Raw genomic sequence first — 24,980 nt, 5'->3', positions numbered from 1 at the left:
CCCCGGCGCCGGCGGGCCAACGATACGAAGGTATCGACCGACACCTTCGTGCAATCCCCAGGCCCGCCGTCCTTTGCTCTGATCGATGCCACAGGTTGCGCGGCGCCTCCGCCTGCGGGGCGGGCGCGACCGACAGTGGCCAGCTTCGCGCTTCGCCGAGGGCGAACGATTGCGTCCACGCCCCGCCCCCCACTCAAGGAGATCGACCATGCTCGCAGCATCGCACCCACGGAAGACTCAGCACCTGTTCACCCGTTCGCTCCTGGCCGGCGCCGTCGGCCTGTTCCTGCTCGGCGGCAGCCACGCGCACCTGGCGCCGCTGGCCCTGGTCGCGTCCGCCAACGCCACGGCGAGCGAGGACGACAGCGTCCGGCCGTACCGCATCGAGGTGCCCCAGGCGCAGCTGGACGACCTGCGCCGACGCATCGCCGCCACCCGCTGGCCGGACAAGGAAACCGTCGCCGATGCCTCCCAGGGCGTGCAGCTGGCCAGGCTGAAGGCGCTGGTCGACTACTGGGGCAACGGCTACGACTGGCGCAAGGCCGAGGCGAAGCTCAACGCCCTGCCGCAGTTCGTCACCCGCATCGACGGCGTGGACATCCAGTTCATCCACGTGCGCTCCCGCCAGCCCCACGCCATGCCGCTGATCCTCACCCATGGCTGGCCCGGCTCGCCGCTGGAGTTCCTCAAGACCATCGGCCCGCTGACCGACCCCACCGCCTACGGCGGCAAGGCCGAGGACGCCTTCGACGTGGTGATCCCGGCGATCCCCGGGCACGGCTTCTCCGGCAAGCCGACCGAGCTGGGCTGGAACCCCGACCGGGTGGCCCGGGCCTGGGACGTGCTGATGAAGCGCCTGGGCTACCGGCAGTACGTATCCCAGGGCGGCGACCACGGCTCGGTGATCTCCGACGCCCTGGGCCGCCTGGCGCCGCCCGGGCTGTTGGCCATCCACCTGAACATGCCGGCGACCATCCCGGCGGAGCTGGTCAAGCCAATCAACAGCGGCGACCCTGCGCCCGGTGGCCTGTCCGCCGACGAGCGCGCCGCCTACCAGGCGCTGAGCACCTTCTTCGGCCGTAATGCCGCCTACGGCGCGATGATGGTGACGCGGCCGCAGACCATCGGCTATTCCCTGGCCGACTCGCCGGCCGGCATGGCCGCCTGGATGTACGAGAAGTTCGCCGCCTGGACCGACAGCGGCGGCGAGCCGGAGCGCGTGCTCAGCCGCGACGAGATGCTCGACGACATCTCCCTCTACTGGCTGACCAACACCGGCGCCTCGTCCTCGCGCTTCTACTGGGAAAACAACAACAACAATTTCAGCGCCGCCGCGCAGAAGACCGCGCAGATCAAGGTGCCGGTGGCCATCAGCGTGTTCCCCGGCGAAATCTACCGCGCGCCGAAGAGCTGGGCGCAGCGCGCCTATCCCTCGCTGGACTACTTCCACGCGGTGGACAAGGGCGGCCACTTCGCCGCCTGGGAGCAACCGCAGCTGTTCAGCGAGGAACTGCGCGAGGCCTTCCGCCCGCAGCGCGCCTCGCTGGTCGAGCGCTAGACCGACATCCCGCCGATTCCCGGCACCCTGCAAGGGAGAACCCCGATGAACCCGTTCAAGTACAAAGCCCTGGGCGCCCCGGTGCTCGCATTCGCCCTGGCGAACCTCGCCATCCCCCTGGCGCAGGCCGCGGACGACGCCTTCGGCGCGCTGCGCCACGTGGATGCGGGGCTGCTGAAGGTGGCCTACGCCGAAGCCGGCCCAGCCGACGGCCCAGTGGTCATCCTGCTGCACGGCTGGCCCTACGACATCCACAGCTACAGCGAGGTGGCGCCGCAGCTGGCGGCCAAGGGCTACCACGTGCTCATCCCCTATGCCCGCGGCTATGGCGACACCCGCTTCCTTTCCGACAAGACGCTGCGCAACGGCGAGCCGGCAGCCCTGGCGGTGGACGTCGTCGACTTCATGGATGCGCTGAAGATCAAGCGCGCGGTGCTCGCCGGCTACGACTGGGGCGCGCGCTCGGCCGACATAGTCGCGGCGCTGTGGCCGGAGCGGGTGAAGGCCCTGGTCTCGGTCAGCGGCTACCTGATCGGCAGCCAGGCGGCGGGCAAGGCGCCGCTGCCGCCCAGCGCCGAACTGCAGTGGTGGTACCAGTTCTACTTCGCCACCGAGCGCGGCCGCGAAGGCTACGACAAGTACCGCCACGAGTTCGCCAAACTGATCTGGCAGCTGGCCTCGCCCAAGTGGAACTTCGACGACGCCACCTTCGCGCGCAGCGCGGCGGCGCTGGACAACCCCGACCAGGGCCCCATCGCCATCCACAACTACCGCTGGCGCCTGGGCCTGGCCGAGGGCGAGGCGCGCTACGCGGAACTGGAGAAGCGCCTGGCGGCCTTCCCCACGATCGGCGTGCCGACCATCACCCTCGAAGGCGACGCCAACGGCGCGCCGCACCCGCCGGCCGAGGCCTACGCCAAGCGCTTCAGCGGCAAATACGAGTACCGCCTGATCAAGGGCGGCATCGGCCACAACCTGCCGCAGGAGGCGCCGCAGGCCTTCGTCCAGGCGGTGGTCGACGCCGACCACCTGTGAGCGGAGCGCAGCCATGACACCCAGACTCACCGCACTCGCCGCGACGCTCCTGGCGCTTGCCCTGGCCAGCGGCGCCAGCGCCGACCCGGCGCCCGCCGCGGACGCCTCGCCGATCTACGGCGTGCGCATGCCCGAGGGCTACCGCAACTGGCAGCTGGTCGCCCCGGCGCAGGAAGCGGCGCCGCTGAACGAGTTGCGCGCCGTGCTCGGCAACGACATCGCCATGCGGGCCTACCGCGCGGGCAAGCTGCCGTTCCCCGACGGCAGCGTGCTCGCCAAGCTGGCCTGGAAGCACGTGCAGTCGCCGGAGTTCGAGCCGGCCTCGATCCCCGGCGCGGCCACCACCGTGCAGTTCATGGTCAAGGACTCGAAGAAGTACGCGGCCACCGGCGGCTGGGGCTTCGCCCGCTTCATCGACGGCAAGCCGGCCGACGAGGCGCAGCACCAGACCTGCTACGCCTGCCACCAGGCGCGGGTGAAGAACCATGACCTGGTGTTCACCCGCTACGCGCCCTAGCGCCTATTCCCACCACCGGCCGGGGTCGCGCGCCCCGGCCTCATTCCCCTGCAAGGAGAATCTCCGATGAAAAGAACCCTCGGTGCCCTGGCCTGCGCCGCCGGCCTGCTCATGGCCGCCGGCGCGTCCGCCGCCGCGAAACCCACCGTGGTGCTGGTCCATGGCGCCTTCGCCGACGCCTCCAGCTGGAACGGCGTGACGCGCATCCTAGAACACGACGGCTACACCGTGGTGGCCGCCGCCAACCCGCTGCGCGGCGTCGCCAACGACGGCGCCTACGTCGCCAACATCCTCGCCAGCCTGAAGACGCCGGTGGTGCTGGTCGGGCACTCCTACGGCGGCAACGTCATCAGCGCCGCGGCCAGCGACGCCGGCAACGTCAAGGCGCTGGTCTACGTCGCCGCCTTCGCCCCGGAGGCGGGGGAGAGCGCCGCGGACCTGGCCGGCAAGTTCCCCGGCAGCACCCTCGGCCCGACCCTGGCGCCGCCGGTTGCGCTCAGCGGCGGCGGCAAGGACCTGTACATCCAGCAGGACAAGTTCCACGACCAGTTCGCCGCCGACGTGCCCGCTGCGCAGGCCAAGCTGATGGCCGCCGCCCAACGCCCGGTCACCGAGGCCGCGCTGAACGAGAAGGCCGGCGCCGCCGCCTGGCAGCGCATTCCCTCGTGGTTCGTCTACGGCGACCAGGACCGCAACATCCCCCCGCAGGCCCTGGCCTTCATGGCCCAGCGGGCCCACGCGAAAGACGTCGAAGTGGTCCGCGGCGCCTCCCACGTGGTGATGGTCTCGCATCCCGATGCGGTGGCGCGCTCGATCGAGAAGGCTGCGGCTTCGCTGTAAAGGTTCGCTCGGCCGGTGACGGCGCTGGCCACTCCTTGCGGAGCGGCCAGCGACACCCAGATTCGCTGGCCCCTGGTCTTTCCCGCGCAGGCTCCGGGAAACGGCGTCGCTATGAGATGCAGGGAAAAGGAGATAGCGGGGAGACCGGCCTCGCCGTGGTTTCATGGCGAGCCGGTCGAATCGTCAAGGCTGGCTTGCGAGAACGATCTTGCCGATATGCAGGCCCGAGTCCATCAACTCATGGGCTGCACTTGCCTGCGTCAGGCCGAAGACCTTGAAAACCAGGGGCTTGACCTCGCCCTTGCGGACATGGGGCCAGACCTGGCTCTCGAGCTCATCGATGATCGCCTTTTTCTCGTCGTGGCTTCGAGAACGCAGGGTCGAGCCGATATGCGTCAGGCGCTTCACCAGCATCTGGAAGTAATCGACGGTGGCCGCGGGCCCCTTGACCAGCCCGATCTGAACGATGCGGCCGTTCATGGCCGCTGCCTGGAAGTTTCGATCGACGTAGTCCCCGCCGATGATGTCGACCACCACGTCGACGCCGCGCCCCCCGGTCTCGCGCAGGACCTCTGCCACGAAATCCTGCCGGGTGTAGTTGATGGGGTGATCCGAGCCCAGAGACCGGCTGGCAGCCTGCTGTTCCTCGTTCTTTACCGTGGTGAAAATCTGCGAGGCGCCGAAAGCCCTGGCCAGCATGGTGGCCGTTGTGCCGATGCCGGAAGCGCCACCATGGATCAGCACCGCTTCCCCGGCCTTGAACTGCCCTCGCTGGAACAGGTTGGTCCAGACGGTCATGAAGGTTTCCGGCAAGGCCGCCGCTTCTTCCAGGCTCAAGCCCTCGGGCAAATGGAGGGTGGTGCGCTCGTCTGCAACGGCGTACTGGGCATAGCCGCCACCGGGAACCAGGGCCATCACTTTGTCACCAATGGCGAAATTGCTTACCTCGGCGCCCAGCGCCACGATTTCGCCGGATATTTCCAGCCCGGGAATATCCGAGGCGCCAGGCGGCGGAGCATAGAGGCCTTTGCGCTGGAGGACGTCGGGCCCATTCACGCCGGCGGCATGCACCTTGATCAGCACTTCCCTTTCGCTCGGGCGGGGAGTGGGCCGCTGGACCGGGACCAGAACATCCGGTCCTCCCGGGTGGCTGATCTCAATGGCTGTCATGTGGGAAGGAATGTTGGGCGCGTTCATATTGCGAACCTCGGTATAAGCATTGACGCAGCGTGGAAATGGCCGATCTGATCGACCAGGAAAGAAGGGGAGCCAGGATAGGCGCACCTGGCTCCCGGGCTCGTCAGCCGCGGATGAAGGCGAGCAGGTCGGCGTTGATCGTATCGGCTTCGGTGGTCGGCATCCCGTGGGGGAAGCCTGAGTAGGTCTTCAGCGTGCCGTTGCGAAGCAGCTTCGCCGAGAGCAGGCCAGAGTCCTCATAGGGGACGATCTGGTCGTCGTCGCCATGCATCACCAGGACCGGGATGGTGATTTTCTTCAGGTCCTCGGTGAAGTCCGTCTGCGAGAACGCGACTATGCCGTCGTAGTGGGCCTTGGCGCAGCCCATCATGCCCTGGCGCCACCAGTTCCAGATGATGCCTTCCGAGGGCTTCGCGCCTGGGCGGTTGTAGCCGTAGAAGGGGCCTGCGGGCACGTCGTAGTAGAACTGTGCGCGGTTGGCCGCGAGTTGGGCCTGCAGGTCGTCGAAAACCGCCTTGGGCAGGCCGCCGGGGTTGCTGTCGGTCTTCACCATCAGCGGTGGGACGGCGCTGATGATGGCGGCCTTGGAAACACGGTCCTCGCCATGGCGGGCGATGTAGTGGACGACCTCGCCGCCGCCGGTGGAGTGGCCGACGTGAACCGCGCCCCGGGTGCCGAGATGATCGACCACCGCGGCCACGTCGTCGGCGTAGTGGTCCATGTCGTGGCCGTCCCACACCTGGCTCGAACGCCCGTGCCCACGGCGATCATGGGCGACGACACGGAAGCCGTTGGCCAGGAAGAAGAGCAGCTGGGCATCCCAATCGTCGGCGCTGAGCGGCCAGCCATGGTGGAAGTGGATCACCTGGGCATCGCGGGGGCCCCAGTCTTTGTAGAAGATCTCGACGCCATCCTTCGTGGTGACATATCCCATGTTCGCATCTCCTGTGTGAGGTGGAGTTCGGTGACCAGCGATGCGACACCGCGTGAACGCCCCATCGCTTGGCCGTCCAATCACTGTAGGTTTAAAGTAAGCTTTAAGGTCAACGCTTTTTCGAGGGTGCGGCATGAGAATTGGAGAGTTGGCGAAGCTCAGTGGGCTGGCGCCTTCGCGCATTCGTTTCTACGAGGCCAGCGGCCTGATCAACTCGGTCGAGCGCAAGGCCAATGGCTACCGCGACTACGCGCCGGAGACGCTGGTGATCCTCGAGATCATCACCGGCGCCCAGAGCGCGGGCTTCTCGCTGGAGGAGATCCGCCCCTTGCTGCCGTTGAACGCCAGTGGCTGGCAGCATGGCGAACTGCTGGAGGGCCTCAGGCGCAAGGTGGGCGAGATCGAGGTGCTGCAGAAGCGCCTGGAGCAGAACAAGGCGCAGTTGCTGGTGGCCATCGAGAGCATCGAGAGCAAGCCGGAAGGGATGCAGTGCGCAGACAACACCCAGCGGGTGCTGGAGCGGCTGCGGGAGGAGGGCAGTGTGGCAATGCCGGTCCGTAGGCAGGCCAAGGTCGGTAGCGTTTCTGCCGAGTGAGCCATCGGAGCTCCCGGTTGTTTCTCCGCCTACGGCGTTATTCGCCGAATCGCGGACAGAGTCCGCTTACGTTCCAGGAAGCACGGCTTTTCGTAGGATGGTGTTGAGCGAAGCGATACCCATCAGCGCAACCGCATGGGTTTCGCAAGCTCAACCCATCCTGCGAAGAGCACCTCGGCGCAAGACAGTTGCTCCTACGTTGCAGGCGAGCACGGCTTTTCGTAGGAGCGGACCTTGTCCGCGATCGCGGATGGAATCCGCGGCGCGCCGGGGGTCAAGGTCAAACGGCGGATAACCGCAAACGGTTATCCGCCCTACGCCTGGTCAGTCCTTGCCGACAAGCGCGCTCAACGGCTTGGGCGCATAAAGCGCGCTCTGGAACTGCGGAACGTATTCGTACTTCAGCATCTTTCCGAGCTTCAGCGACTTGATGTAGCTGGAAAGCTCGCCGTCGCCGAGGATCAGCCGCGCCGAATCCCCGTCGCTGCTGGAGGCATGGCTGAGCTGGCGCGACACCGCGTAGCCATAGGTCAGCTCGCCGTTCCGGTCGGTATTGGTGAAGCTGTTGGTCACCAACTCGTCCTTCTGCGAAAGCTCGGCAAGCTTGGCCGCCTGGAACACCACATCCACCTTGCCTGTCCGGCTATCGACGATGTCGTAGGTCACCTTGTGCGCATCCTCCGTGACGTCGATGCCGGTCAGCCACTTCGGCAGGTTGTAGCCAACCACGCCACGAACCCTTGCGAGTTCGGTGTTCACCGGGAGCTTGAGCACGTACCCCCAATAATCCTTGGACAGCGACTGGCCAACCAGCGTGAGGGGGCCGAGGTTCGAGCGGCCAGGCTTGTTGGTGATGATGGAAAGGGCGACTTCGTTGTAGCTGTCGTTGTCGCAGTAGTGATAGGAGTAGGCGGTGAATGCCACCAGGCCGCGCCCCGGCCAGACCTGCAGGGGCTGCACCTTTTCCAGGACCTTGGCGGGTATCAGCTCCCTCAGTTTGTCGATGTCCGCCGTGTAGACGGCGGTGACCCGGCTGTTCTTGTAGTAGAAGTTCGGCGAGTAGGATTCGAAGCCTATGTCCACCTTCGTCTTGGCGAGCCCCTTGAACCAGCTCAGGTCGACGTCCGGCGCCTCGGCGGCGATCACCGAGAGGGGCGGGTTCGAACGGTAGCGGTCGTACAACCCGCCTTTCACCACAGGCACTTCATGGCCGGCGATGTCGATCATCGTGCTTTCGGTCGCTGGAACCTCGGCCCATGCGGAGGCTGCAAGGGCATTGACGAAAAGTCCGGCTATCGCGGCAACACTTCCGAGTTTCACTGTTCACTCTCTCCAGGGTTAGGCGTGGGGCTTGCGGCACGCTGGCCAGCAGCTTGCCGGCGAACCCTAACCTTTAACTGAACTTTAAGGTCAAGCCCCTGAAATCCCGGATTCCGAGTGGTTGGCACGACACGCGAAAACACCCTTGACATTAAAGTTGACTTAAAGGTTATGGTGCAGCAGTCGCCAATCCTGGAGCCTGTGATGACAGTGTTCACTGCGTTGACCCTGCCCAATGGGGCCGTCCTTTCCAACCGTCTCGCCAAAGCCGCCATGGAAGAAAACATGGCGGACAAGGACCATGCGCCCTCGGACGCCCTGATCCGCCTCTACCGCACCTGGGCCGAAGGGGAGGTCGGGCTGATGATCACCGGCAACGTCATGATCGACCGCCGCGCCATGACCGGGCCGGGCGGGGTGGTGCTGGAGTCCGAGCGCTTCGGCGAGCGCTTCCGGGCCTGGGCGCAAGCCGCCCGCTCCCATGGCGGGCAGGTGTGGATGCAGATCAACCATCCGGGCCGGCAGATGCCCGCGGCCCTGAAGCAGGACACCATCGCGCCCTCGGAAGTCCCCATGGACCTGGGCAACTTCTCCAAACAGTTCATACCGCCGCGGGCGATGACCGAGGCGGACATCGCTGACGTCAAGGCGCGCTTCGTCAGGACGGCCGTGCTCGCCGAACGCTTCGGCTTCACCGGCGTGCAGATCCATGCCGCGCACGGCTACCTGATCAGCCAGTTCCTCTCGCCGATCACCAACAAGCGCACGGACCAGTGGGGCGGGGCGCTGGAGAACCGCGCCCGGCTGCTGCTCGAGGTGGTCAGGGAAGTCCGCTCAGCCGTGGGCCCCGGGTTTGCCGTGTCGGTGAAGCTCAACTCGGCCGACTTCCAGCGCGGCGGGTTCAGCACGGACGATGCGAAGCAGGTGGTCGCGCTGCTCAACCCGCTGGGCGTGGACCTGATCGAGCTGTCCGGCGGCAGCTACGAAGCGCCGGCGATGCACGGCCAGGCCCGCGACGGCCGCACCCTAGCCCGGGAGGCCTACTTCCTGGAGTTCGCCAAGGACATCTCGTCCGTTGCAAAGATGCCGGTCATGGTCACCGGCGGCGTGCGCCGGCTGCCGGTGGCCGAGCAGGTCCTGGACAACGGCATCGACATGGTCGGCATGGGCACCGCGCTGGCCATCGACCCCAACCTGCCCAGGGACTGGCGGGCGGGGCAGGCAAGCGCGCCCATGCTCCGGCCCATCACCTGGAAGAACAAGGTACTTGCGTCGATCGGCTACATGGCGATGGTGAAGCACCAACTGCGCCGCCTGAGCCTCGGCAAGCTGGCCAACCCGAATGTCGCGCCGGCGCTGGCGCTGCTGGAGCAGCAGCTGGATACGCAGGTTCGCACCTGGCGGTATCGGCGTTGGGTGAGGGGGCTTGTCGGCTGATCATTTGCCGGGGGGCTCCTCGGAGATACGGCTGGATCAGGCGCTCCCATGAATAGGCCAGGGTAGCCAGAATGGGGAGAACTACCATGCTCCGCCGCTCGTAACTGCTGATCATGAACGCCCTGGCGATCATGGCCTGCGGCCTGGTGTGCTGCGTGGTCAGCGGCTACCTGTTCTATGTCCCGCAGTGGATGCCGTTGAAGGAGCGACTGATCGATGATCGACGAGCTGCTGGAATTTTCCCGCAGCGACCTGCAGCAACTGGAATTGCTCCTGGCGCCCGGCTAGTTCCACGGCTGCGGGAAATCGAGGACGAAGGGCGCTTTATTAAATTCGTCGTGGAACGCTTGGACGCCGACGAGAGCGGCATGAAAGACGCAAGAGCGGCTCAACGACCATTCAGCCCGGAATGGTTGTTGCTGGTAGAAGTCGATAGTCAGGCATTGCCTTTGTGGCAAGAAGAAGCGAAAGAGCTTGCGAGGAGGAGACCTTGCCAGGATTGGCTCAGGACTCCATGAACAGATATTTAATTTAACATAATATACATTATGCGAAGTCATGGATAAGCGCAGCTGCAGATGGGCCCCTGCAGAATTCACCAGGGAAAACCGCTCGTTTGCCCGTCTCGGCATCTTCCCTGAGTCGATCCGTCGATCTGCCGTGGCAGCTCCGCTCGATCGGCATTCATGTCCGCACCTGGCCTCGCTCCCGGTTACGAACCGACTTCGTATTCCCAGTCCGCCGATCTGAAGCTCGATCTCTGCGGAACTCGGGCGACGGCTCGAAAGGCTCCGGCTAGGCCGCCAGCGTGTCCAGCCAGGCCTGTTCCACCTCACGCCGGCGCCACAGGTCGATGCACATCCCGCGGGCCATCGTGCGCAGGTAGGCACGCGCGTCCACCGGGCTGGAGAAGCCGCGCGAGGCAGGCTTGAGCAGCAGGCGCAAAACACGTCAGGGCCATGTCCGCCGCATCGGCGGCATTGCCAAGGCGCTTGTGCAGCCAGCCCTTGAGCCAGCCGTGGTGATCGCTGTACAGCAAATGCATCCCCTCTTCCGTGCCAGCCTTGCCGGACGCCTGGCGAAAATCATAAGATGGTAATAAGTCTCAATTTCACAACCCGGGCTATCCATGTCGGCATCGCGTACCAGGGAATTGGTGAGTCACCTCTATCAAGACAATCACCGCTGGCTGCTCGGCTGGTTGCGGCCGCGGGTCAACTGCACCGAGCTTGCCCGGGACTTGGTGCAGGATGTGTTCATCCGCATCCTGACCGCGCAGGACGCCCCGGATCGCCTGCAGGCAGTACGCGAGCCCCGGGGCTACCTGGCCACCATCGCGCGTAGACTGATGATCGACCACTATCGGCGCGACCGCCTGGAGCGTGCCTGGCTCGCGGAGTTGGCCGGCCAGCCCGAGGCGCTGGAAATCAGCGAAGAGGACCGGGCCATCCTGCTCGAAACGCTCTGCGAGCTGGACCGTATGCTGGCCGGGCTGGGCCCGAAGGTGCGGCGCGCTTTCCTGCTCTCCCAACTCGAGGGCATGACCTACCGGAAGATCGCCGAAGCCGAGGACCTCAGCGAGGTCACCATCACCCGCTATATCGCCAAGGCCACCCACCACTGCATGCTCTTCCGCCTGGGAGCCCTGCCCTGAGCCTTCTGGACCGCCTCGACCGACAGCAGCGCGAAGCGCTGGAGCAGGCCGCCACCTGGCACAGCCTGCTGCAGAGCGAACACGCCACCGAGCACGACCGCAGCGCCTGGCAGCGCTGGCTGGAAGAGCGCGGCGAGAACGCCTGGGCCTGGCGCCAGGTGGAGCTGACGCTTGGCCAGTTCGGCCGCCTGCCCGCTTCGCTCGCACCCCGGGCCCTGCTCCAGGCCGAGCGGAACGGACGCCTGAACCGACGCACGCTGCTCAAGGGCTTCGTGCTCGTCGCAGGCGGCACGGCGCTGGGCTATGGCGGCCTTCGCTACACCAGGACGGCGGGATGGGATGCGGACCTGCGCAGCCCGCTGGGCGAGCGGTTCGGCACTACCTTGCCTGACGGCACCCGCGTACAGCTCAACAGCGACAGCGCGGTGGATGTCGCCTATGACGCCCAGCAGCGCCAGTTGATCTTGCGTCGCGGCGAGCTGCTGGTGACCACGGCCCCCGATAGCCTGAACCGCCCCTTCCTCGTCCAGGTGCCGCAAGGAACGGTGCAGGCGCTGGGCACCCGCTTCGCCGTGCGCCTGCAGGACGACAGCGCCCAGGTCGCGGTCTTCGAGCACCGTGTCCGCCTCACGCCGGCCCACGGCCAGCCGCTGTTGCTCGAGGCCGGCCAGCAGTGCTCGCTCAGTGCCGATGCTACCGGCAGGCCTTTCCCCGTTTCTCCGGGCCAGGATGCCTGGAGCAGCGGGCTGCTGGTCGCCAACCGGCAGCGGCTGGATGAGTTCCTGACCGAGCTGGCTCGCTATCGCAGCGGCTGGCTGCACTGCGACCCCGCCATCGCGGGGCTCAGGATCAGCGGCACCTTCTCCCTGGACGACACCGACAAGGCCCTGCGGGCGGTGGCCTCCAGCCTGCCGGTGCGGGTCGTCCAGCGCACCCGCTATTGGGTCAAGGTCGTGCCTCGCTGAAAATTTCTGCGGGACGCTGATAGGTTTCCCCGTGCTCCTTCGACTCATCAAGCAGAGGGCAAACGCCCCACTGCCAACCTGGAAGAGCACGACACCACCATGAGAGCACCCTTCGCCCCACGTCCCCTCCCCCTGGCGCTGGCCCAGGCTCTGCTGTTTTCCGCCGTACTGGGCCTGGGCGTCCCCGCCCAGGCCGAGCCCGATGGCGCCGACGTGCGCGAATACCACATCGGCAAAGGCGACCTGGGCGCAGTGCTGACGCGCTTCGCCACCGAGGCCAAGGTGCTGATCTCCTTCGACCCGGCGCTGACCGACGGCCGCGTGAGCCAGGGCCTGGACGGCAGCTACGACGTGGCGCAAGCCCTGCAGCGACTGCTGGCAGGCTCCGGCCTGCAGGCCGTGCAGGACAGCGACGGCCGCTACACCATGAAGCCGGTCTCGGAAGAGCCGGTGAACCTGGGCGTTACCCAGGTCATCTCCAGCCCCCTGGGCACCACCACCGAAGGCACCGGCTCCTACACCACCGGCGCCACCGCCGCCGCCACCGGCCTGCCGCTGTCGACGCGCGAGACGCCGCAGTCGGTGAGCGTCATCACCCGCCAGCGGATGGACGACCAGAACATGACCACCCTCGGCGACGTGCTGGCCAACGCGCCGGGCATCTCCGCGCCGCAGCTGGACAGCGAGCGCACCGTCTTCGCCTCGCGCGGCTTCTTCATCAACGACCTGCAGTACGACGGCATCTCCAGCTACTACAAGAGCAACTACGCCGCGGGCGAGTCCGAGCTGGACGCCATCATTTACGACCGCATCGAGATCGTCCGCGGCGCCACCGGCCTGCTCACCGGCGCCGGCGAGCCCTCGGCCTCGGTCAACCTCGTGCGCAAGCGCGCCGACAGCAAGGAGTTCCGCGGCGAGGCGCAGGTCAGCGCCGGCTCCTGGGACAACTACCGCAGCACCCTGGACCTGTCCGGCCCGCTGACGCCCACCGGCAACGTGCGCGGCCGCCTGGTGGGCGCCTACCAGGACAAGAAGAACTTCTTCGACCGCTATTCCCGCGAGGGCCACGTGATCTACGGCGTGGTCGACGTGGACCTGACCGACGCCACCACCCTGAGCCTGGGCGCCAGCTACCAGAAGTCCGACGCCGACGGCCTGACCTACGGCGGCGTGCCGCTGTGGAACAGCGACGGCTCGAAGACCCACTACAGCCGCTCGTTCAGCATCGCGCCGAAGTGGAACACCGAGGAAGTCGAGGTCAAGAACTTCTTCGCCAACCTCGAGCACCGCTTCGATAACGACTGGCAGGCGCAGTTCCGCGTCATGCACAACCGCAACGAAGTGGACAACGCGCGGATCTTCAACTGGGGCTTTCCCGACCCCGAGACCGGCCTGATCGACGCCGAACCCTCGCAGTCGCGCTTCCCCGGCGAGCGCAAGCAGCAGAGCACCGACCTGCGCCTGTCCGGCCCGTTCGAACTGTTCGGGCGCACCCACGAGGCCGTGGTCGGCGCCACCTACTTCGACCACAAGTACTCGTTCGACTGGATCGGCAACAAGACGCCCTGGCAATCCCCGGTCAGCGTGTACGACTTCGGCCACGTGGCGGAACCGGAGTGGGACTACGAGAACCGCGAACTCTCCGAGCGCAACCACACCAAGCAGAAGGCCGGCTACGCCGCCCTGCGCCTGTCCCTGGCCGACCCGCTGAAGCTGATCCTCGGCGGCCGCTTCACCCAGTACGACCGCGAAGGCGCCGGTTGGGCCTCCTCGGGCGAGTACGACTACAGCGACCACAAGTTCATCCCCTACGCCGGCCTGGTCTACGACCTGAACCAGAATTACTCGCTGTACGCCAGCTACACCAGCATCTTCAACTTCCAGGACTACCGCGACCGCAACGGCGCCTGGCTCGACCCGGTCACCGGCGACGCCTACGAGGCCGGCATCAAGGGCGAGTTCCTCGACGGCAGGCTGAACGCATCCCTGGCCGCCTTCCGTATCGTCCAGGACAACCTCGGCCAGCAGGACGTCGGCTACTCCGTGCCCGGCAACCCCGACAGCCCGGCCTACTACGCCACCGACGGCGCCACCTCCAAGGGCGTGGAGTTCGAACTGTCCGGCGCGCTCACCGAGAACTGGAACGCCTTCTTCTTCGCCACCCACTACAGCGCCAAGGACTCCGACGACAACGACGTGAACACCCAGCTGCCGCGCACCATGGCACGCCTGTTCACCACCTACCGCCTGCCGGGGCAATGGAAGCAACTGACGGTGGGCGGCGGCGCCAACTGGCAGAGCCGCATCTACTACGACGGCGTAGGGCCCCAAGGCCAGCGCCAGGAACAGTCCGACTACCTGGTCGCCAACCTGATGGCCCGCTACGACATCACCCCGCAGATCTCGGCGCAGCTGAACGTCAACAACCTGTTCGACGAGAAGTATCAGACCGCGGTGAACTGGTACGGCCAGGGCGTCTGGGGTACCCCCCGCAACGTCCTGGCCACCTTGAACTACAAGTTCTGAGCGGCGAACGACAAAGCCCTGGGCGCTGTTCAGTCAAGGAAGAATGCCGTTTCTCTTTATGAGGGGAACGGCATTTTCATGTGGGGTGGGGTTGGGGGCTTGGTGTAGCGCGCCGCTCCGAGTGCTCGGATGTTTCTCTGGAAATCCGTAGGGCGCATAACGCCTACGGCGTTATCCGCCGAATCGCGGACAGAGTCCGCTCCTACGGTTCCAGGAAGCACGGGCGTAGGAGCAACTGTCTTGCCGGCTGCGCCAAGGCGCGCCTCAACGGATGGGTTGAGCCTTGGCGAAACCCATGCGGTCGTGGTGATGGGTATCGCTTCGCTCAACGCCATCCTACGGGTCTGATGTTTGCCGGAGGGCGTAGGAGCGGACTTTGTCCGCGATTGGATTCAACGCCCCCGCCGGACACCCCGGTGGCACGAATGGTCCCCTCTCCCGCTTGCGGGAGAGGGCTGGGGTGAGGGTGCGCTTTAACCTCTGCCTCAACACCGTCGCAAACCCGTAGCCCCGTAGAAAAGCAGGCCCCCGCCTGGAGCGCCCTTGGGCGGCGCCGGTCAGCGCAGCGCGCAGCGCTCGAAGAAGTTCTCCCGGCTCTGCACCATCAGCGCCGCGCGCTTGTGCGGGAAGTCGAATTCCTTTTCCCGCCAGAAGCCCAGGCGCTGCATGTGGCCGATCATGCGCGCGTTGTCCGCGCGGGGCTCGGCAACGATGCGCTGGGTGCGCGGTTCGTCCAGCAGCAGGTAGTGGACCAGGGCATCCAGCCAGCTCTGTACCTTGTGCGGGCCGCGCTGGTTGTCTTCGCCCACCAGCATGTGGATGCCGCGGTCGTAGTCGTCCGCTGCGTAGAACGGCGCGATGCGGTCTTCCTTGGCCCAGTAGGCTTCGAAATAGGCGAAGGGCTGGTCGTCGAAGCAGCCGATCAGCGTCAGCGCGTGAGGGTCGAGCGCGAGCTTTTCCAGGTAGGCCCGGTGCTGCACCGGGCTTCCGCCCTCCTGCCAGAATTCCAGCACGCGCGGGTGGTTCTGCCAGCGGTTGAAGCGGTCCAGGTCGGCGTCGATATCCAGGGTGCGCAAGGATATCCAGCTTCCCAGGCGGGCATCGAAGCGCCGGTAGACCTCGCCTTCGGGCTTGAGCGGGCGCAGCGGGTGGCGCTTGCCGGCGTCGATGCGGAACACCTGGGGGAACGCCACCTCGCGGGGCTGGCGCAGCCAAGGCTGCGGCAGTTGCCAGAAGGCGCTGCGCTCCACTTGCGCCAAGCCGTCGCCATTGCGGCTGAGCAGCCCTTCGGCGTAGGGCGGCGCCGGGCAGCCGGCGCCTTGCAGGAGGATTACCTGGCGCTGTTCGTCATGGGCGAAGCACCAGTAGGCGAAGGCCCAGAGCGCGAAGGATGACACCTCGGACAACAGCTGCCAGGTATGGCCATCGCTTTCCAGGGCGAGCAGCGCCGCGCCATCGAGGGACAGCGTCAGGCGTCGCCCATGCGTCTCGGCACTCAATTGGCGGCCGTCGGGCAGTGGCAGGATGGATTCGGGAAGCGGACTGGACATGCGGATACTCTCGCTTGCAGGCGCCGCCCCGACGGGGGCGGCAACGGGCCCATGGGCTCAGGCGGTCTCGGCGGCGACTGTGCGAGCTGCCGGCTGCACCTGCAGGTGCCGGAACAGCGACGCGGAAATCTCCTCGGCACGGGCCGGCAGGACCGACAGCAGGGTGTCGCTGAGGCCGTGGCTGGCCTGGCTGAAGCCCTGCAGGTAGATGGGCGTGCGCAGTTGCGCGTCGGTCTGCAGGCGGTAGTCGCGGTCGACGCGGAAGTCGCCCAGGTGCGCCTGCAGCGGCGCCAGCAGTTCGCGGTGCGAATTGCGCTCGTAGCCGGTGGCCAGGATCACCGCGTCGTACTGCTTCTGTTCCACCTCGCCGGTGGCGCTGTCGCGCAGGCTCAGGTGCACGCCGGCGGCGTCGGCGCGCACGCCTTCGACGTGGCGGCGGCAGAGGAAGCCGTGGCGGGCCTGCCCGGAAACCTTCTGGCGGTAGAAGATGGCGTAGATGCGCTCGATCAGGTCGAGGTCCACCACCGAATAGTTGGTGTTGTGGTACTCGGCGATCAGCTTCTCGCGCTCGCTTTCCGGCTCCTGGAACACCAGGTCGGTGTAGTTGGGCGCGAAGATTTCGTTGACGAAGGGGCTGTCGTCGGCCGGCTTGAGCACGGCGGCGCGCAGGATCATGTCGACCTGCACCGAGGGATAGCTGTCGTTGAGGTCGATGAAGGCCTCGGCGGCGCTCTGCCCGCCGCCGACCACGGCGATGCGCATCGGCTCGTGGCGCACGCAGGGCTGTTCGGCCATGCGCTCCAGGTAGCGCGCATGGTGGAACACCCGCGCATCGCCGCGCAGGCTGGCGAAGGCCTGCGGGATGCGCGGCGTGCCGCCGGTGCTAAGGACGATGGAGCGCGCCAGGCGGAAGTTCTCGTGGCCTTCTGCATCACGCGAGACCACCTTGAGCAGGTCGATGCCGTGGGCGCCGGCGACCGGCTCCACGCGCTGCACCTCCTCGCCGTAGCGGGCCTGCTCGGCGAAGTGCCGGGCGACCCAGCGCAGGTAGTCGTTGAACTCCATGCGGCACGGGTAGAAGGTGCCGAGGTTGATGAAGTCCGCCAGGCGCCCCTGGCTGTGCAAGTAGTTGACGAAGCTGTAGGGGCTGGTGGGGTTGCGCAGGCTCACCAGGTCCTTGAGGAAGGAGATCTGCAGTTCGCTTTGCGCCACCAGGGTGTTGCCGTGCCAGCGGTAGTCGCCCTGCTTGTCGAGGAACAGCGCGTGGTAGTCGAGGCCCTCGCGTTGCGCCTGCTCCTGCAGCGCGATCGCCAGCGCCAGGTTGGAAGGCCCGAAACCGATGCCGAGAACGTCGTAGGTGGGGGTGATCATCTGGTTCATGCTGCCAATATCCTTAGCCCGTTTGCCAGGAGGCGCGACGGCGGTTCGCCGGCCCATGGAGACGCCGCATCGGCGCCTTGTTTCAGAAAGACGAGACCGCTTTGCGGAAATTTAGAATGCGTCTCATTGGCATTTTATGTAGGAATTCCAGCGGCGCAGACGCATCACTGCAGGCGGCGACGCTCGCCCTCTTCGTCCAGCGCCATCGAGAACGAGGGCGCCAGGCGGTAGCGGCGCTGCGCATCGCGCACCAGCACGCCGCTGCGCCCCAGGCTGCGCAGGGTGCTCTGCACGCAGGCCTGGGTGATGGAGTTGGTCGGCTCGCGCAGGCGCTGGTAGAGCTCTTCCACCGTATAGGCGTCCTGCTCGTGGAAGGCGCTCAACACCACCAGCCGCGGCAGACTGGTGCGCAGGCCGGCATGGGCCAGAATCCGCCGGGCGGGCTCGCTGGCTCTGGATTGGGTCATTGGCTTCTCCTTGTCCCCCTGGGCCGGGCGCAGCCAGTGCTGCGGGTGCGCCGCCCTCCTCTTGCATGCTCGAATCCGTTGCGCAGGTGCCTGAAGCTCATTGGAAATCATGGGAGTACGCCTCCTTTCATTGCGCCAGGCGCACCACCCGGAGTGTCGGGTCCGCGTCGATCTGCGCCTCGGTGAAGGGCAGCGGCGACCAGGCCTGGCGCGAGAACAGCCGGGTCTGGTCGGCATGGTGCGGCGAACGCGGTTCGCTGGCCTGGGAGAAGGCCAGCAGCCCCTTGGCCTGCGGGCCCTCGGCGGTGAAGCTGACCAGTTGGATGTAGCTGCTGCCGCTCACCACCTCCAGGTGGTCGCCCTGGGGCACGCTCTGCATGGCATTGTAGATGCCCAGGTGGCCGTCGCCGCCGGGGATCGGAATCGGCGGCTTGGCCGTGCTGCTGACCTGCACTTCGCCCCAGCGTTGGCGCTGGTCGAGCCCCAGCTCATGCACCTCTTTCGTCGCGGCCAGCAGCGCTTCGCGCACCTGTTTCGCCACTTCGGGCTTGTCCAGGGCGATGCCGCTGGGCGTCTGCAGCGGCCGCGCGGGGTCGAACGGCACCTTCCAGGCGCCCTCCAGCGCGTCGAAGTGGGTCATGAAGCGCTGGAAGTAGACGAAGCCCGGGCCGGCGTCGAGGTTGGCGCTGCGGTCCCACTTGGCGAGGCTGCCACAAGCGGACGACAGCGCTGCTTCCTGCGCCTGGCGGCACAGTTGCAGCAGGTCGGGCAGCACCAGGTCGGCGGCGTAGACGTGGTTGCCGGTGACCAGCCGCTGCAGCAGCGGTTCGTCGATAGCGCCCTTGCCCTGCAGGGCCTGCAGCGCGAAGCGGGCGCGCAGGCCCAGGGGCTGGTCCTGACGGCTGGCCAGCGGCGAGAAGCCTTCCAGCGGCGCCGCCGGGTTGGTCATCCAGGCGCTGTCGTTGGAGTTCTGCACGAAGTCGCGGCGCACCAGCGCCGGCAGTTGCGTGGCCGGCTGGATGCCGGGCTGCGCCGCGCCGGGGTCGCGGCTCCAGCCGCAACGCCCGAGGTTGCCCTGCAGCGCCGGCAGGCCCTCGGCGACCAGCGCGGGAATGGCGCAGGCCTGCAGCTGCCCCGGGGTCAGGTTGGGCACCACGGACTGGTTCAGGTAGAGCACGTCGCCGTGCTCGTCGGCGGCCAGGGTATTCACCCAGGGAATGCCCTGCAGGGATTCCACGCGGTGGCGCAGGTCCGCCACGTCGCGTGCCTGGTTGATCGAGTACCACTGCTGCAGCACCCGGGTGTTGCCCAGGTTGGCGTCGCGCAGGGCGTAGGCTTCGCCGGCGCTCCAGTCGAGCTTGCCGGGCCAGACCAGCACCGGGCCGTAGACCGACTCGTAGACGTTGTGCTCGACCGTCTGCAACTGGCCGTCGGCGCCGCGTACCTGGACCTCCACCACGCGCTTCTCCAGCGGCTGCCAGCGTCCGTCCAGGCGGTAGTGCAGCGGGTTCTGTGGGTCCAGTTCCAGGCGGTAGAGGGTGAAGTGGCTGGAGGTGTCCACCGTGTGCGTCCAGGCCAGGTGCCGGTTGAAGCCGATGTTCACCATCGGCAGCCCGGGCAGCGCCGCGCCCATGACGTCCAGCTTGCCGGGAATGCTCAGGTGCAACTGGTAGAAGCGCATGGCGCCCTGCCAGGGGAAGTGCGGGTTGGCCAGCAACAGGGCGCGGCCGCTGGCCGAGCGCTCCGCACCGACGGCGATGGCGTTGCTGCCGCGTTCCAGGCGGAAGCGCTCGCGGCGCTGCTCGGCCAGGCGGAAGCCCTCCGCGCCGGTCAGGGCTGCACTGGCAGCGCCCGGCGGCGCCGCGGCTACCACAGCCTGGGCGAACTGGCCGACACCGCCCTCCACCAGCAGGCGACGGGTCAGGCGCACCAGGTCGCCGCTGTCGATCGGCTTCAGCCAGGGCTGGCCCAGGCAACTGGTGGTGTCGGCGCTGGCCTCGCGCAGGAAGCGGTTGAAGCCCGCGGCGTAGCCTTCCAGCAGTTGCGTCACTTCCGTGGACTGGGCCTTGCGGAAGGCTTCCACGGATTCCGGACGGTTGAGCCAGGTGAAGAAGACGTCCGAGGCGAGGTTGCCGACCTGCGCCGAGGACTCGCCCTCGGCGCCGAAATAGCGCGAACGCTCGCCGCGGGCGGTGACGATCTCGTCGGCCAGCAGGCAGGCGTTGTCGCGGGCGTAGGCGTAGCCGACGCCGAAGCCCAGGCCGCCTTCGTCGATGGCGCGGATGTGCGGTACGCCGTAGGCGGTCCAGCGGATGTCGGCGGCCAGGGCGGCCGGGCGGGCGCTGTCGGCCTGAGCCTGGGGCAGCAGGCCGAGCAAGGCGCCGGCGAGGCCGGCCACGAGGGTGCGCTTTTGCATCGATTCATCTCTGTACGAGCGCGCCGCGGATGGCGCAGGACGACTGGGAGTCGCGGCCTTCGGCGGCATGAATGCTCCGCCCCGAACGCCGGCATTCAGGGAACGAAGCGCACCCGGGAAACTTTACCGACGCCCGCCGTAGGCGCCCCGGCAAGGCTGGATCGGGGTGGCTGGCGCCCGGCCGCGGCTTTCCGTAGGATGCGAGCTCTCCTATAATTGCGCCCATCATCCCTCCGCCATGGCGGCGCCGGATCCAGGCGCGGCAAGGTTCAACCGGCCCCCTCATGACTACCCCCCGTTCCCCTTCGAGCGATCCCGTGGCGCAGGCCGCCGCGCACTGGTGCATGCGCCTGCACGAGCCGGACTGCAGCGATGCCGAGCGTGCGCAGTTCCAGCAATGGCTGGAAAGCGACTCGCGGCATGCGGCCAAGTACGCCGAAGTGGAGAAGATCTGGAAGCTCAGCGCGCACCTGCTGGAAGTCCGCCCCACCCCGCGCACTACCGGCCGCCGCCCACCGCTGCCACGCCCACCGGCTCAGGCGGGCCGCCGCCGGCGTTCCTGGCGCAAGCAACTGCGCGCCGCCGCCCTCGCCCTGCTGGTACTGCCGGCCGCCGGCTACCTGGGCTGGCTGCAGGGCTGGGTGCCGGACAGCTACCACCGCTACCAGGCCGACGCCACCCTGCGCAAAGTGCTGCTGCCCGACGGCAGCGAGGTCGAGCTGAACCTCAATACCCGCCTGTCCTATGCCAACTTCCGCGACGTGCGCCGGGTGGTGCTGGACCAGGGCGAGGCCTACTTCCACGTCAGCCACGACGCCAGCCACCCCTTCGTGGTGCGCGCAGCCAAGGGCAGCATCACCGTCACCGGCACGCGCTTCGACGTGTGGAAGTACCAGGACCAGGTCACCGTGACCGTCACCGAAGGCTCGGTGCGGGTGCGCAGCGAGAAGGACGGCAACGACAGCAGCCTGACCCCCGGCATGCAGGCCAGCTACCGCGCCGGCATGCTCCAGCCCCGGGTGGCCAGCGCCGACCCCGCCCAGGTCCTGGCCTGGCGCGACGGCCGCCTGGTGCTCGACGACCTGTCGCTGGGCGCCGCCCTGCCGCTGATCAACCGCTACCTGGACGCCCCGCTGGTGCTGGCCGACCAGACGGTGGCCAACCTGCGCATCGGCGGCACCTACCGCACGCGCAACCTGCAGGAACTGGTCAACGCCCTGCCCCGTGTACTGCCGGTCGAACTGCAGCGCCTGGACAACGGCAGCATCCGCATCAGCAGCCGCTACGCGCAGTTGTAACAGAGCGCGAATAAAGCTCCGCCAGCCCTGTCGGCGCTAAATTTCCTTGGGCATCATCCGTCTTCCCGAAAGCGCATGCCTGGCCGCGCCCCCGCGGCGGCATGCCTTCCAAGCCCTGGCCGGAACCCCGAATGAAACGCCCCCGTCGTACTGGTCGCATACTGCTGATCGCAGCCCTTCTCGTCTCCCTGTTCGCCGTCGCCGCCTGGCAGACCCACCCCTTCGGCGGCGATGACCTGATCACCGCCCCCGTCGCCCGTGGCGACATCGAAAGCAGCGTCACCGCGCTCGGTACCTTGCAACCACGGCGCTACGTGGACGTCGGCGCCCAGGCATCGGGGCAGATACTCAAACTGCACGTGGAGCCCGGCGACGAGGTCAAGGAAGGCCAGCTACTGGTGGAGATAGACCCCTCTACCCAGCAGGCGCGGGTCGACGCCGGCCGCTACTCCATCGAAGTGCTCAAGGCGCAGCTGGCCGAGCAGCGCGCCCAGCACCTGCTGGCGCGCCAGCAGTACCAGCGCCAGCAGCGCCTGGCCGCCGCCAGCGCCACCCGCGAGGAAGACGTGCAGACCGCCTACGCGCAGGTGCAGGCGACCCAGGCGCGGATAGACATGTACCAGGCGCAGATCCACCAGGCCAAGGCCACCCTGCGCAGCGACGAGGCCGAGCTGGGCTACACGCGCATCTACGCGCCGATGTCCGGCACCGTGGTGGCGGTGGACGCCCGCGAGGGCCAGACGCTCAACGCCCAGCAACAGACGCCGCTGATCCTGCGCATCGCCAAGCTCTCGCCGATGACCGTCTGGGCCCAGGTCTCCGAGGCCGACATCGGCCGCGTCAAGCCGGGCATGCCGGCCTACTTCACCACCCTCGCCGGCGAGCAGCGGCGCTGGAGCGGCACTGTGCGGCAGATCCTCCCGGTGCCGCCCAAGCCGCTGGACCCAAACAACCAGGAAAGCACCGGCAGCAGCTCCGCCAGCGGCTCCAGCGGCAGCGGCCGGGTGGTGCTGTACACGGTGCTGGTCGACGTGGACAACAGCGACCACCAGTTGATGGCGGAAATGACCGCCCAGGTGTTCTTCGTCGCCGCCACCGCCCAGGGCACCCTCACCGCCCCCGTGGCCGCGCTGCATGAAGACGGCCAGGGTGGCCGCCACGTCTGGGTGGTGGGGCGCAACGGCAAGCCGGAGAGCCGCAAGGTCGAGACCGGCATCAGCGACCGCCTGCACGTTCAGGTGCTGTCCGGCCTGCAGGAAGGCGAACGCCTGCTGATGGCCGCCCCGGACAATGGCGAGGGCTGAATGAGCGAAACCCTCCAGGACATCCCGCTGATCGAACTGCGCGACGTACGCAAGCGCTACGGCGGCAACGGCAGCCCCGAGGTCGAGGTGCTGCGCGGCATCTCCCTGAGCATCCACCCCGGCGAGTTCGTCGCCATCGTCGGCGCCTCCGGCTCCGGCAAGTCGACGCTGATGAACATCCTCGGCTGCCTCGACCGCCCCAGCAGCGGCCGCTACCTGTTCGCCGGGCGCGACGTCGCCGAGCTGGACAGCGACGAGCAGGCCTGGCTGCGCCGCGAGGCCTTCGGCTTCGTGTTCCAGGGCTACCACCTGATCCCCTCGGCCTCGGCCCAGGAAAACGTCGAGATGCCGGCCATCTATGCCGGCACCCCGGCCCTGCAGCGCCACGGCCGTGCCCGCCAGCTGCTGGAGCGCCTGGGCCTGGGCGAGCGCACCGGCAACCGCCCGCAGCAGCTTTCCGGCGGCCAGCAGCAGCGCGTGTCCATCGCCCGCGCCCTGATGAACGGCGGCCACATCATCCTCGCCGACGAACCCACCGGCGCCCTCGACAGCCACAGCGGCGCCGAGGTCATGGCGCTACTCGACGAGCTGGCCGCCCTGGGCCACGTGGTGATCCTGATCACCCACGACCGCGACGTCGCCGCCCGCGCCAAGCGCGTCATCGAGGTGCTCGACGGCGAGATCGTCAGCGACAGCGCCAATGGCGCGCCGTTGCAACCGGCCACCCCCGGCCTGCGCGCCGAGGAGCTGCGCGAGCGCCTGCAGCAGGGCAGCACCGAGCCCGCCGGGGCCTGGCGCGCCGAACTGCTGGAAGCCATCCGCGCGGCCTGGCGGGTAATGTGGCTGAACCGCTTCCGCACCGCCCTCACCCTGCTGGGCATCGTCATCGGCGTGGCTTCGGTGGTGGTGATGCTCGCCGTCGGCGAAGGCAGCAAGCGCCAGGTGATGGCGCAGATGGGTGCCTTCGGCTCCAACATCATCTACCTCAGCGGCTACTCGCCCAACCCGCGCACGCCCATGGGCGTCGTCAGCCTGGACGACGTCGCGGCCATCGCCACCCTGCCCCAGGTGAAGATGGCCATGCCGGTGAACGGCGGCGAACTGGTGGTGCGCCACGGCAGCCTCGACTACCACGCCTACGTCGGCGGCAACAACACCGACTTCCCGGCCATCCTCAACTGGCCGGTGAGCGAGGGCAGCTACTTCACCGAACGCGACGAGGCCAACGCCGCCACGGTCGCGGTGATCGGCGCCAAGGTGCGCGAGAAGCTGTTCGGCGCCGCCAGCCCGATCGGCCGCTACATCCTCATCGAGAACGTGCCCTTCCAGGTGGTCGGCGTGCTGCAGGCCAAGGGCTCCAGCTCCGGCGACCAGGACGCCGACAACCGCATCGCCGTGCCCTACTCCGCCGCCAGCATCCGCCTGTTCGGCACGCGCAACCCGGAATACGTGATCATCGCCGCCGCCGACGCGCGCCGCGTGCACGAGACGGAAAAGGCCATCGACCGCCTGATGCAGCGCCTGCACCGCGGCCAGCGCGACTACGAGCTGACCAACAACGCCGCGCTGATCCAGGCCGAGGCGCACACCCAGAACACCCTGTCGCTGATGCTCGGCTCCATCGCCGCCATCTCCCTGCTGGTGGGCGGCATCGGGGTGATGAACGTGATGCTGATGACCGTGCGCGAACGCACCCGCGAGATCGGCATCCGTATGGCCACCGGCGCGCGGCAGAGCGACATCCTGCGCCAGTTCCTCACCGAGGCCACGCTGCTCTCGGTGGTCGGCGGCCTGGCCGGCGTCGGCATCGCCCTGGGCATCGGCGGTGCGCTGCTGCTGGGCAAGGTGGCGGTGGCGTTCTCCCCGGCGGCCATCCTCGGCGCCTTCGCCTGCGCCCTGGCCACCGGCCTGGTGTTCGGCTTCATGCCGGCGCGCAAGGCCGCCCGCCTCGACCCGGTGGCCGCCCTGGCCAGCCAATGACGGACAC

The 24,980-nt window shown here is 67.6% G+C and carries 21 protein-coding genes; 13 read left to right on the top strand and 8 right to left on the bottom strand.

Annotated features, from left to right (window positions below):
• Positions 1 to 208: 208 nt before the first annotated feature.
• From PcP3B5_RS15355 to PcP3B5_RS15340, 4 genes are all read left to right on the top strand, one after another.
• The gene (locus PcP3B5_RS15355) at positions 209 to 1,558 is read left to right on the top strand and encodes an epoxide hydrolase family protein (RefSeq protein WP_061561771.1); all 1,350 of its coding nucleotides are present in this window, start codon (positions 209 to 211) and stop codon (positions 1,556 to 1,558) included.
• A 45-nt stretch (positions 1,559 to 1,603) separates the two neighbouring features.
• Positions 1,604 to 2,593 carry an alpha/beta fold hydrolase gene (locus PcP3B5_RS15350; RefSeq protein ID WP_061561770.1) on the top strand — a complete coding sequence of 330 codons (990 nt, stop codon included), beginning with the start codon at positions 1,604 to 1,606 and terminating at the stop codon, positions 2,591 to 2,593.
• Between the two features lie 13 nt (positions 2,594 to 2,606).
• Positions 2,607 to 3,110, top strand: coding sequence for a cytochrome P460 family protein (locus PcP3B5_RS15345; protein ID WP_061561769.1), 504 nt, complete (start codon positions 2,607 to 2,609; stop codon positions 3,108 to 3,110).
• A gap of 66 nt (positions 3,111 to 3,176) precedes the next feature.
• On the top strand, positions 3,177 to 3,950 hold the full coding sequence (locus tag PcP3B5_RS15340) for an alpha/beta fold hydrolase (protein WP_061561768.1): 774 nt from the start codon (positions 3,177 to 3,179) through the stop codon (positions 3,948 to 3,950).
• A gap of 183 nt (positions 3,951 to 4,133) precedes the next feature.
• On the opposite strand, the gene PcP3B5_RS15335 is transcribed toward PcP3B5_RS15340, so the two are convergent.
• The gene (locus PcP3B5_RS15335) at positions 4,134 to 5,120 is read right to left on the bottom strand and encodes an NAD(P)H-quinone oxidoreductase (RefSeq protein WP_061563273.1); all 987 of its coding nucleotides are present in this window, start codon (positions 5,118 to 5,120) and stop codon (positions 4,134 to 4,136) included.
• A gap of 130 nt (positions 5,121 to 5,250) precedes the next feature.
• The gene (locus tag PcP3B5_RS15330) at positions 5,251 to 6,081 is read right to left on the bottom strand and encodes an alpha/beta fold hydrolase (protein ID WP_061561767.1); all 831 of its coding nucleotides are present in this window, start codon (positions 6,079 to 6,081) and stop codon (positions 5,251 to 5,253) included.
• 133 nt (positions 6,082 to 6,214) lie between these two features.
• Here PcP3B5_RS15330 and PcP3B5_RS15325 point away from each other — a divergent pair, with 133 nt between their 5' ends.
• Complete coding sequence (locus tag PcP3B5_RS15325) at positions 6,215 to 6,676, top strand: MerR family transcriptional regulator (RefSeq protein ID WP_009621970.1); 462 nt, start codon at positions 6,215 to 6,217, stop codon at positions 6,674 to 6,676.
• A gap of 324 nt (positions 6,677 to 7,000) precedes the next feature.
• Here the strand turns inward: PcP3B5_RS15325 and PcP3B5_RS15320 are convergent, their stop codons facing one another.
• Entirely contained in the window at positions 7,001 to 7,996 is a 996-nt protein-coding gene (locus PcP3B5_RS15320) for an acetoacetate decarboxylase family protein (RefSeq protein WP_061561766.1), read from the bottom strand.
• Positions 7,997 to 8,200: 204 nt separating this feature from the next.
• Between PcP3B5_RS15320 and PcP3B5_RS15315 the strand changes: the two genes are divergently transcribed.
• Positions 8,201 to 9,433: an NADH:flavin oxidoreductase/NADH oxidase family protein gene (locus PcP3B5_RS15315; protein WP_061561765.1), complete on the top strand. Its 1,233-nt coding sequence runs from the start codon at positions 8,201 to 8,203 to the stop codon at positions 9,431 to 9,433.
• 113 nt (positions 9,434 to 9,546) lie between these two features.
• Positions 9,547 to 9,951 (top strand): hypothetical protein, encoded by a 405-nt coding sequence (locus tag PcP3B5_RS31480; RefSeq protein ID WP_145923907.1) that lies wholly within the window; start codon positions 9,547 to 9,549, stop codon positions 9,949 to 9,951.
• A 277-nt stretch (positions 9,952 to 10,228) separates the two neighbouring features.
• On the opposite strand, the gene PcP3B5_RS32440 is transcribed toward PcP3B5_RS31480, so the two are convergent.
• On the bottom strand, positions 10,229 to 10,378 hold the full coding sequence (locus tag PcP3B5_RS32440; RefSeq protein WP_202816942.1) for a hypothetical protein: 150 nt from the start codon (positions 10,376 to 10,378) through the stop codon (positions 10,229 to 10,231).
• 184 nt (positions 10,379 to 10,562) lie between these two features.
• On the opposite strand from PcP3B5_RS32440, the gene PcP3B5_RS15305 reads away from it, so the two are divergent.
• The 3 genes from PcP3B5_RS15305 to fhuE all read left to right on the top strand — a co-directional run bounded on the left by PcP3B5_RS15305 (position 10,563) and on the right by fhuE (position 14,578).
• The gene (locus PcP3B5_RS15305) at positions 10,563 to 11,087 is read left to right on the top strand and encodes a sigma-70 family RNA polymerase sigma factor (RefSeq protein ID WP_009622003.1); all 525 of its coding nucleotides are present in this window, start codon (positions 10,563 to 10,565) and stop codon (positions 11,085 to 11,087) included.
• A complete protein-coding gene (locus PcP3B5_RS15300) occupies positions 11,054 to 12,052 on the top strand; it encodes a FecR domain-containing protein (RefSeq protein WP_420820172.1) in 999 nt (332 codons plus the stop codon). Before PcP3B5_RS15305 ends, PcP3B5_RS15300 begins: the two co-directional genes overlap by 34 nt.
• Positions 12,053 to 12,151: 99 nt before the next feature.
• The gene (gene fhuE, locus PcP3B5_RS15295; protein ID WP_061561763.1) at positions 12,152 to 14,578 is read left to right on the top strand and encodes a ferric-rhodotorulic acid/ferric-coprogen receptor FhuE; all 2,427 of its coding nucleotides are present in this window, start codon (positions 12,152 to 12,154) and stop codon (positions 14,576 to 14,578) included.
• 557 nt (positions 14,579 to 15,135) lie between these two features.
• On the opposite strand, the gene PcP3B5_RS15290 is transcribed toward fhuE, so the two are convergent.
• From PcP3B5_RS15290 to pvdQ, 4 genes are all read right to left on the bottom strand, one after another.
• A complete protein-coding gene (locus PcP3B5_RS15290; protein WP_061561762.1) occupies positions 15,136 to 16,128 on the bottom strand; it encodes a GNAT family N-acetyltransferase in 993 nt (330 codons plus the stop codon).
• A gap of 57 nt (positions 16,129 to 16,185) precedes the next feature.
• Complete coding sequence (locus tag PcP3B5_RS15285) at positions 16,186 to 17,508, bottom strand: lysine N(6)-hydroxylase/L-ornithine N(5)-oxygenase family protein (RefSeq protein ID WP_043272787.1); 1,323 nt, start codon at positions 17,506 to 17,508, stop codon at positions 16,186 to 16,188.
• A gap of 164 nt (positions 17,509 to 17,672) precedes the next feature.
• Positions 17,673 to 17,975: a transcriptional repressor gene (locus PcP3B5_RS15280; RefSeq protein WP_051879225.1), complete on the bottom strand. Its 303-nt coding sequence runs from the start codon at positions 17,973 to 17,975 to the stop codon at positions 17,673 to 17,675.
• 127 nt (positions 17,976 to 18,102) lie between these two features.
• Complete coding sequence (gene pvdQ / locus PcP3B5_RS15275; RefSeq protein WP_082816337.1) at positions 18,103 to 20,391, bottom strand: bifunctional acylase PvdQ; 2,289 nt, start codon at positions 20,389 to 20,391, stop codon at positions 18,103 to 18,105.
• 284 nt (positions 20,392 to 20,675) lie between these two features.
• Here pvdQ and PcP3B5_RS15270 point away from each other — a divergent pair, with 284 nt between their 5' ends.
• The 3 genes from PcP3B5_RS15270 (at position 20,676) to PcP3B5_RS15260 (ending at position 24,973) form a co-directional block, all read left to right on the top strand.
• Positions 20,676 to 21,689, top strand: a complete 1,014-nt coding sequence (locus PcP3B5_RS15270; RefSeq protein ID WP_061561761.1) for a FecR family protein — start codon at positions 20,676 to 20,678, stop codon at positions 21,687 to 21,689.
• 131 nt (positions 21,690 to 21,820) lie between these two features.
• Complete coding sequence (locus PcP3B5_RS15265) at positions 21,821 to 22,993, top strand: efflux RND transporter periplasmic adaptor subunit (protein WP_061561760.1); 1,173 nt, start codon at positions 21,821 to 21,823, stop codon at positions 22,991 to 22,993.
• Positions 22,994 to 24,973, top strand: coding sequence for a MacB family efflux pump subunit (locus tag PcP3B5_RS15260; protein ID WP_061561759.1), 1,980 nt, complete (start codon positions 22,994 to 22,996; stop codon positions 24,971 to 24,973).
• The last annotated feature ends 7 nt before the right edge of the window (positions 24,974 to 24,980 follow it).

The organism is Pseudomonas citronellolis, assembly GCF_001586155.1.
GTDB lineage: Bacteria > Pseudomonadota > Gammaproteobacteria > Pseudomonadales > Pseudomonadaceae > Pseudomonas > Pseudomonas citronellolis.
The sequence above is the reverse complement of the archived record's forward strand: the minus strand, read 5'-3'. Positions and strand labels throughout refer to the sequence as shown.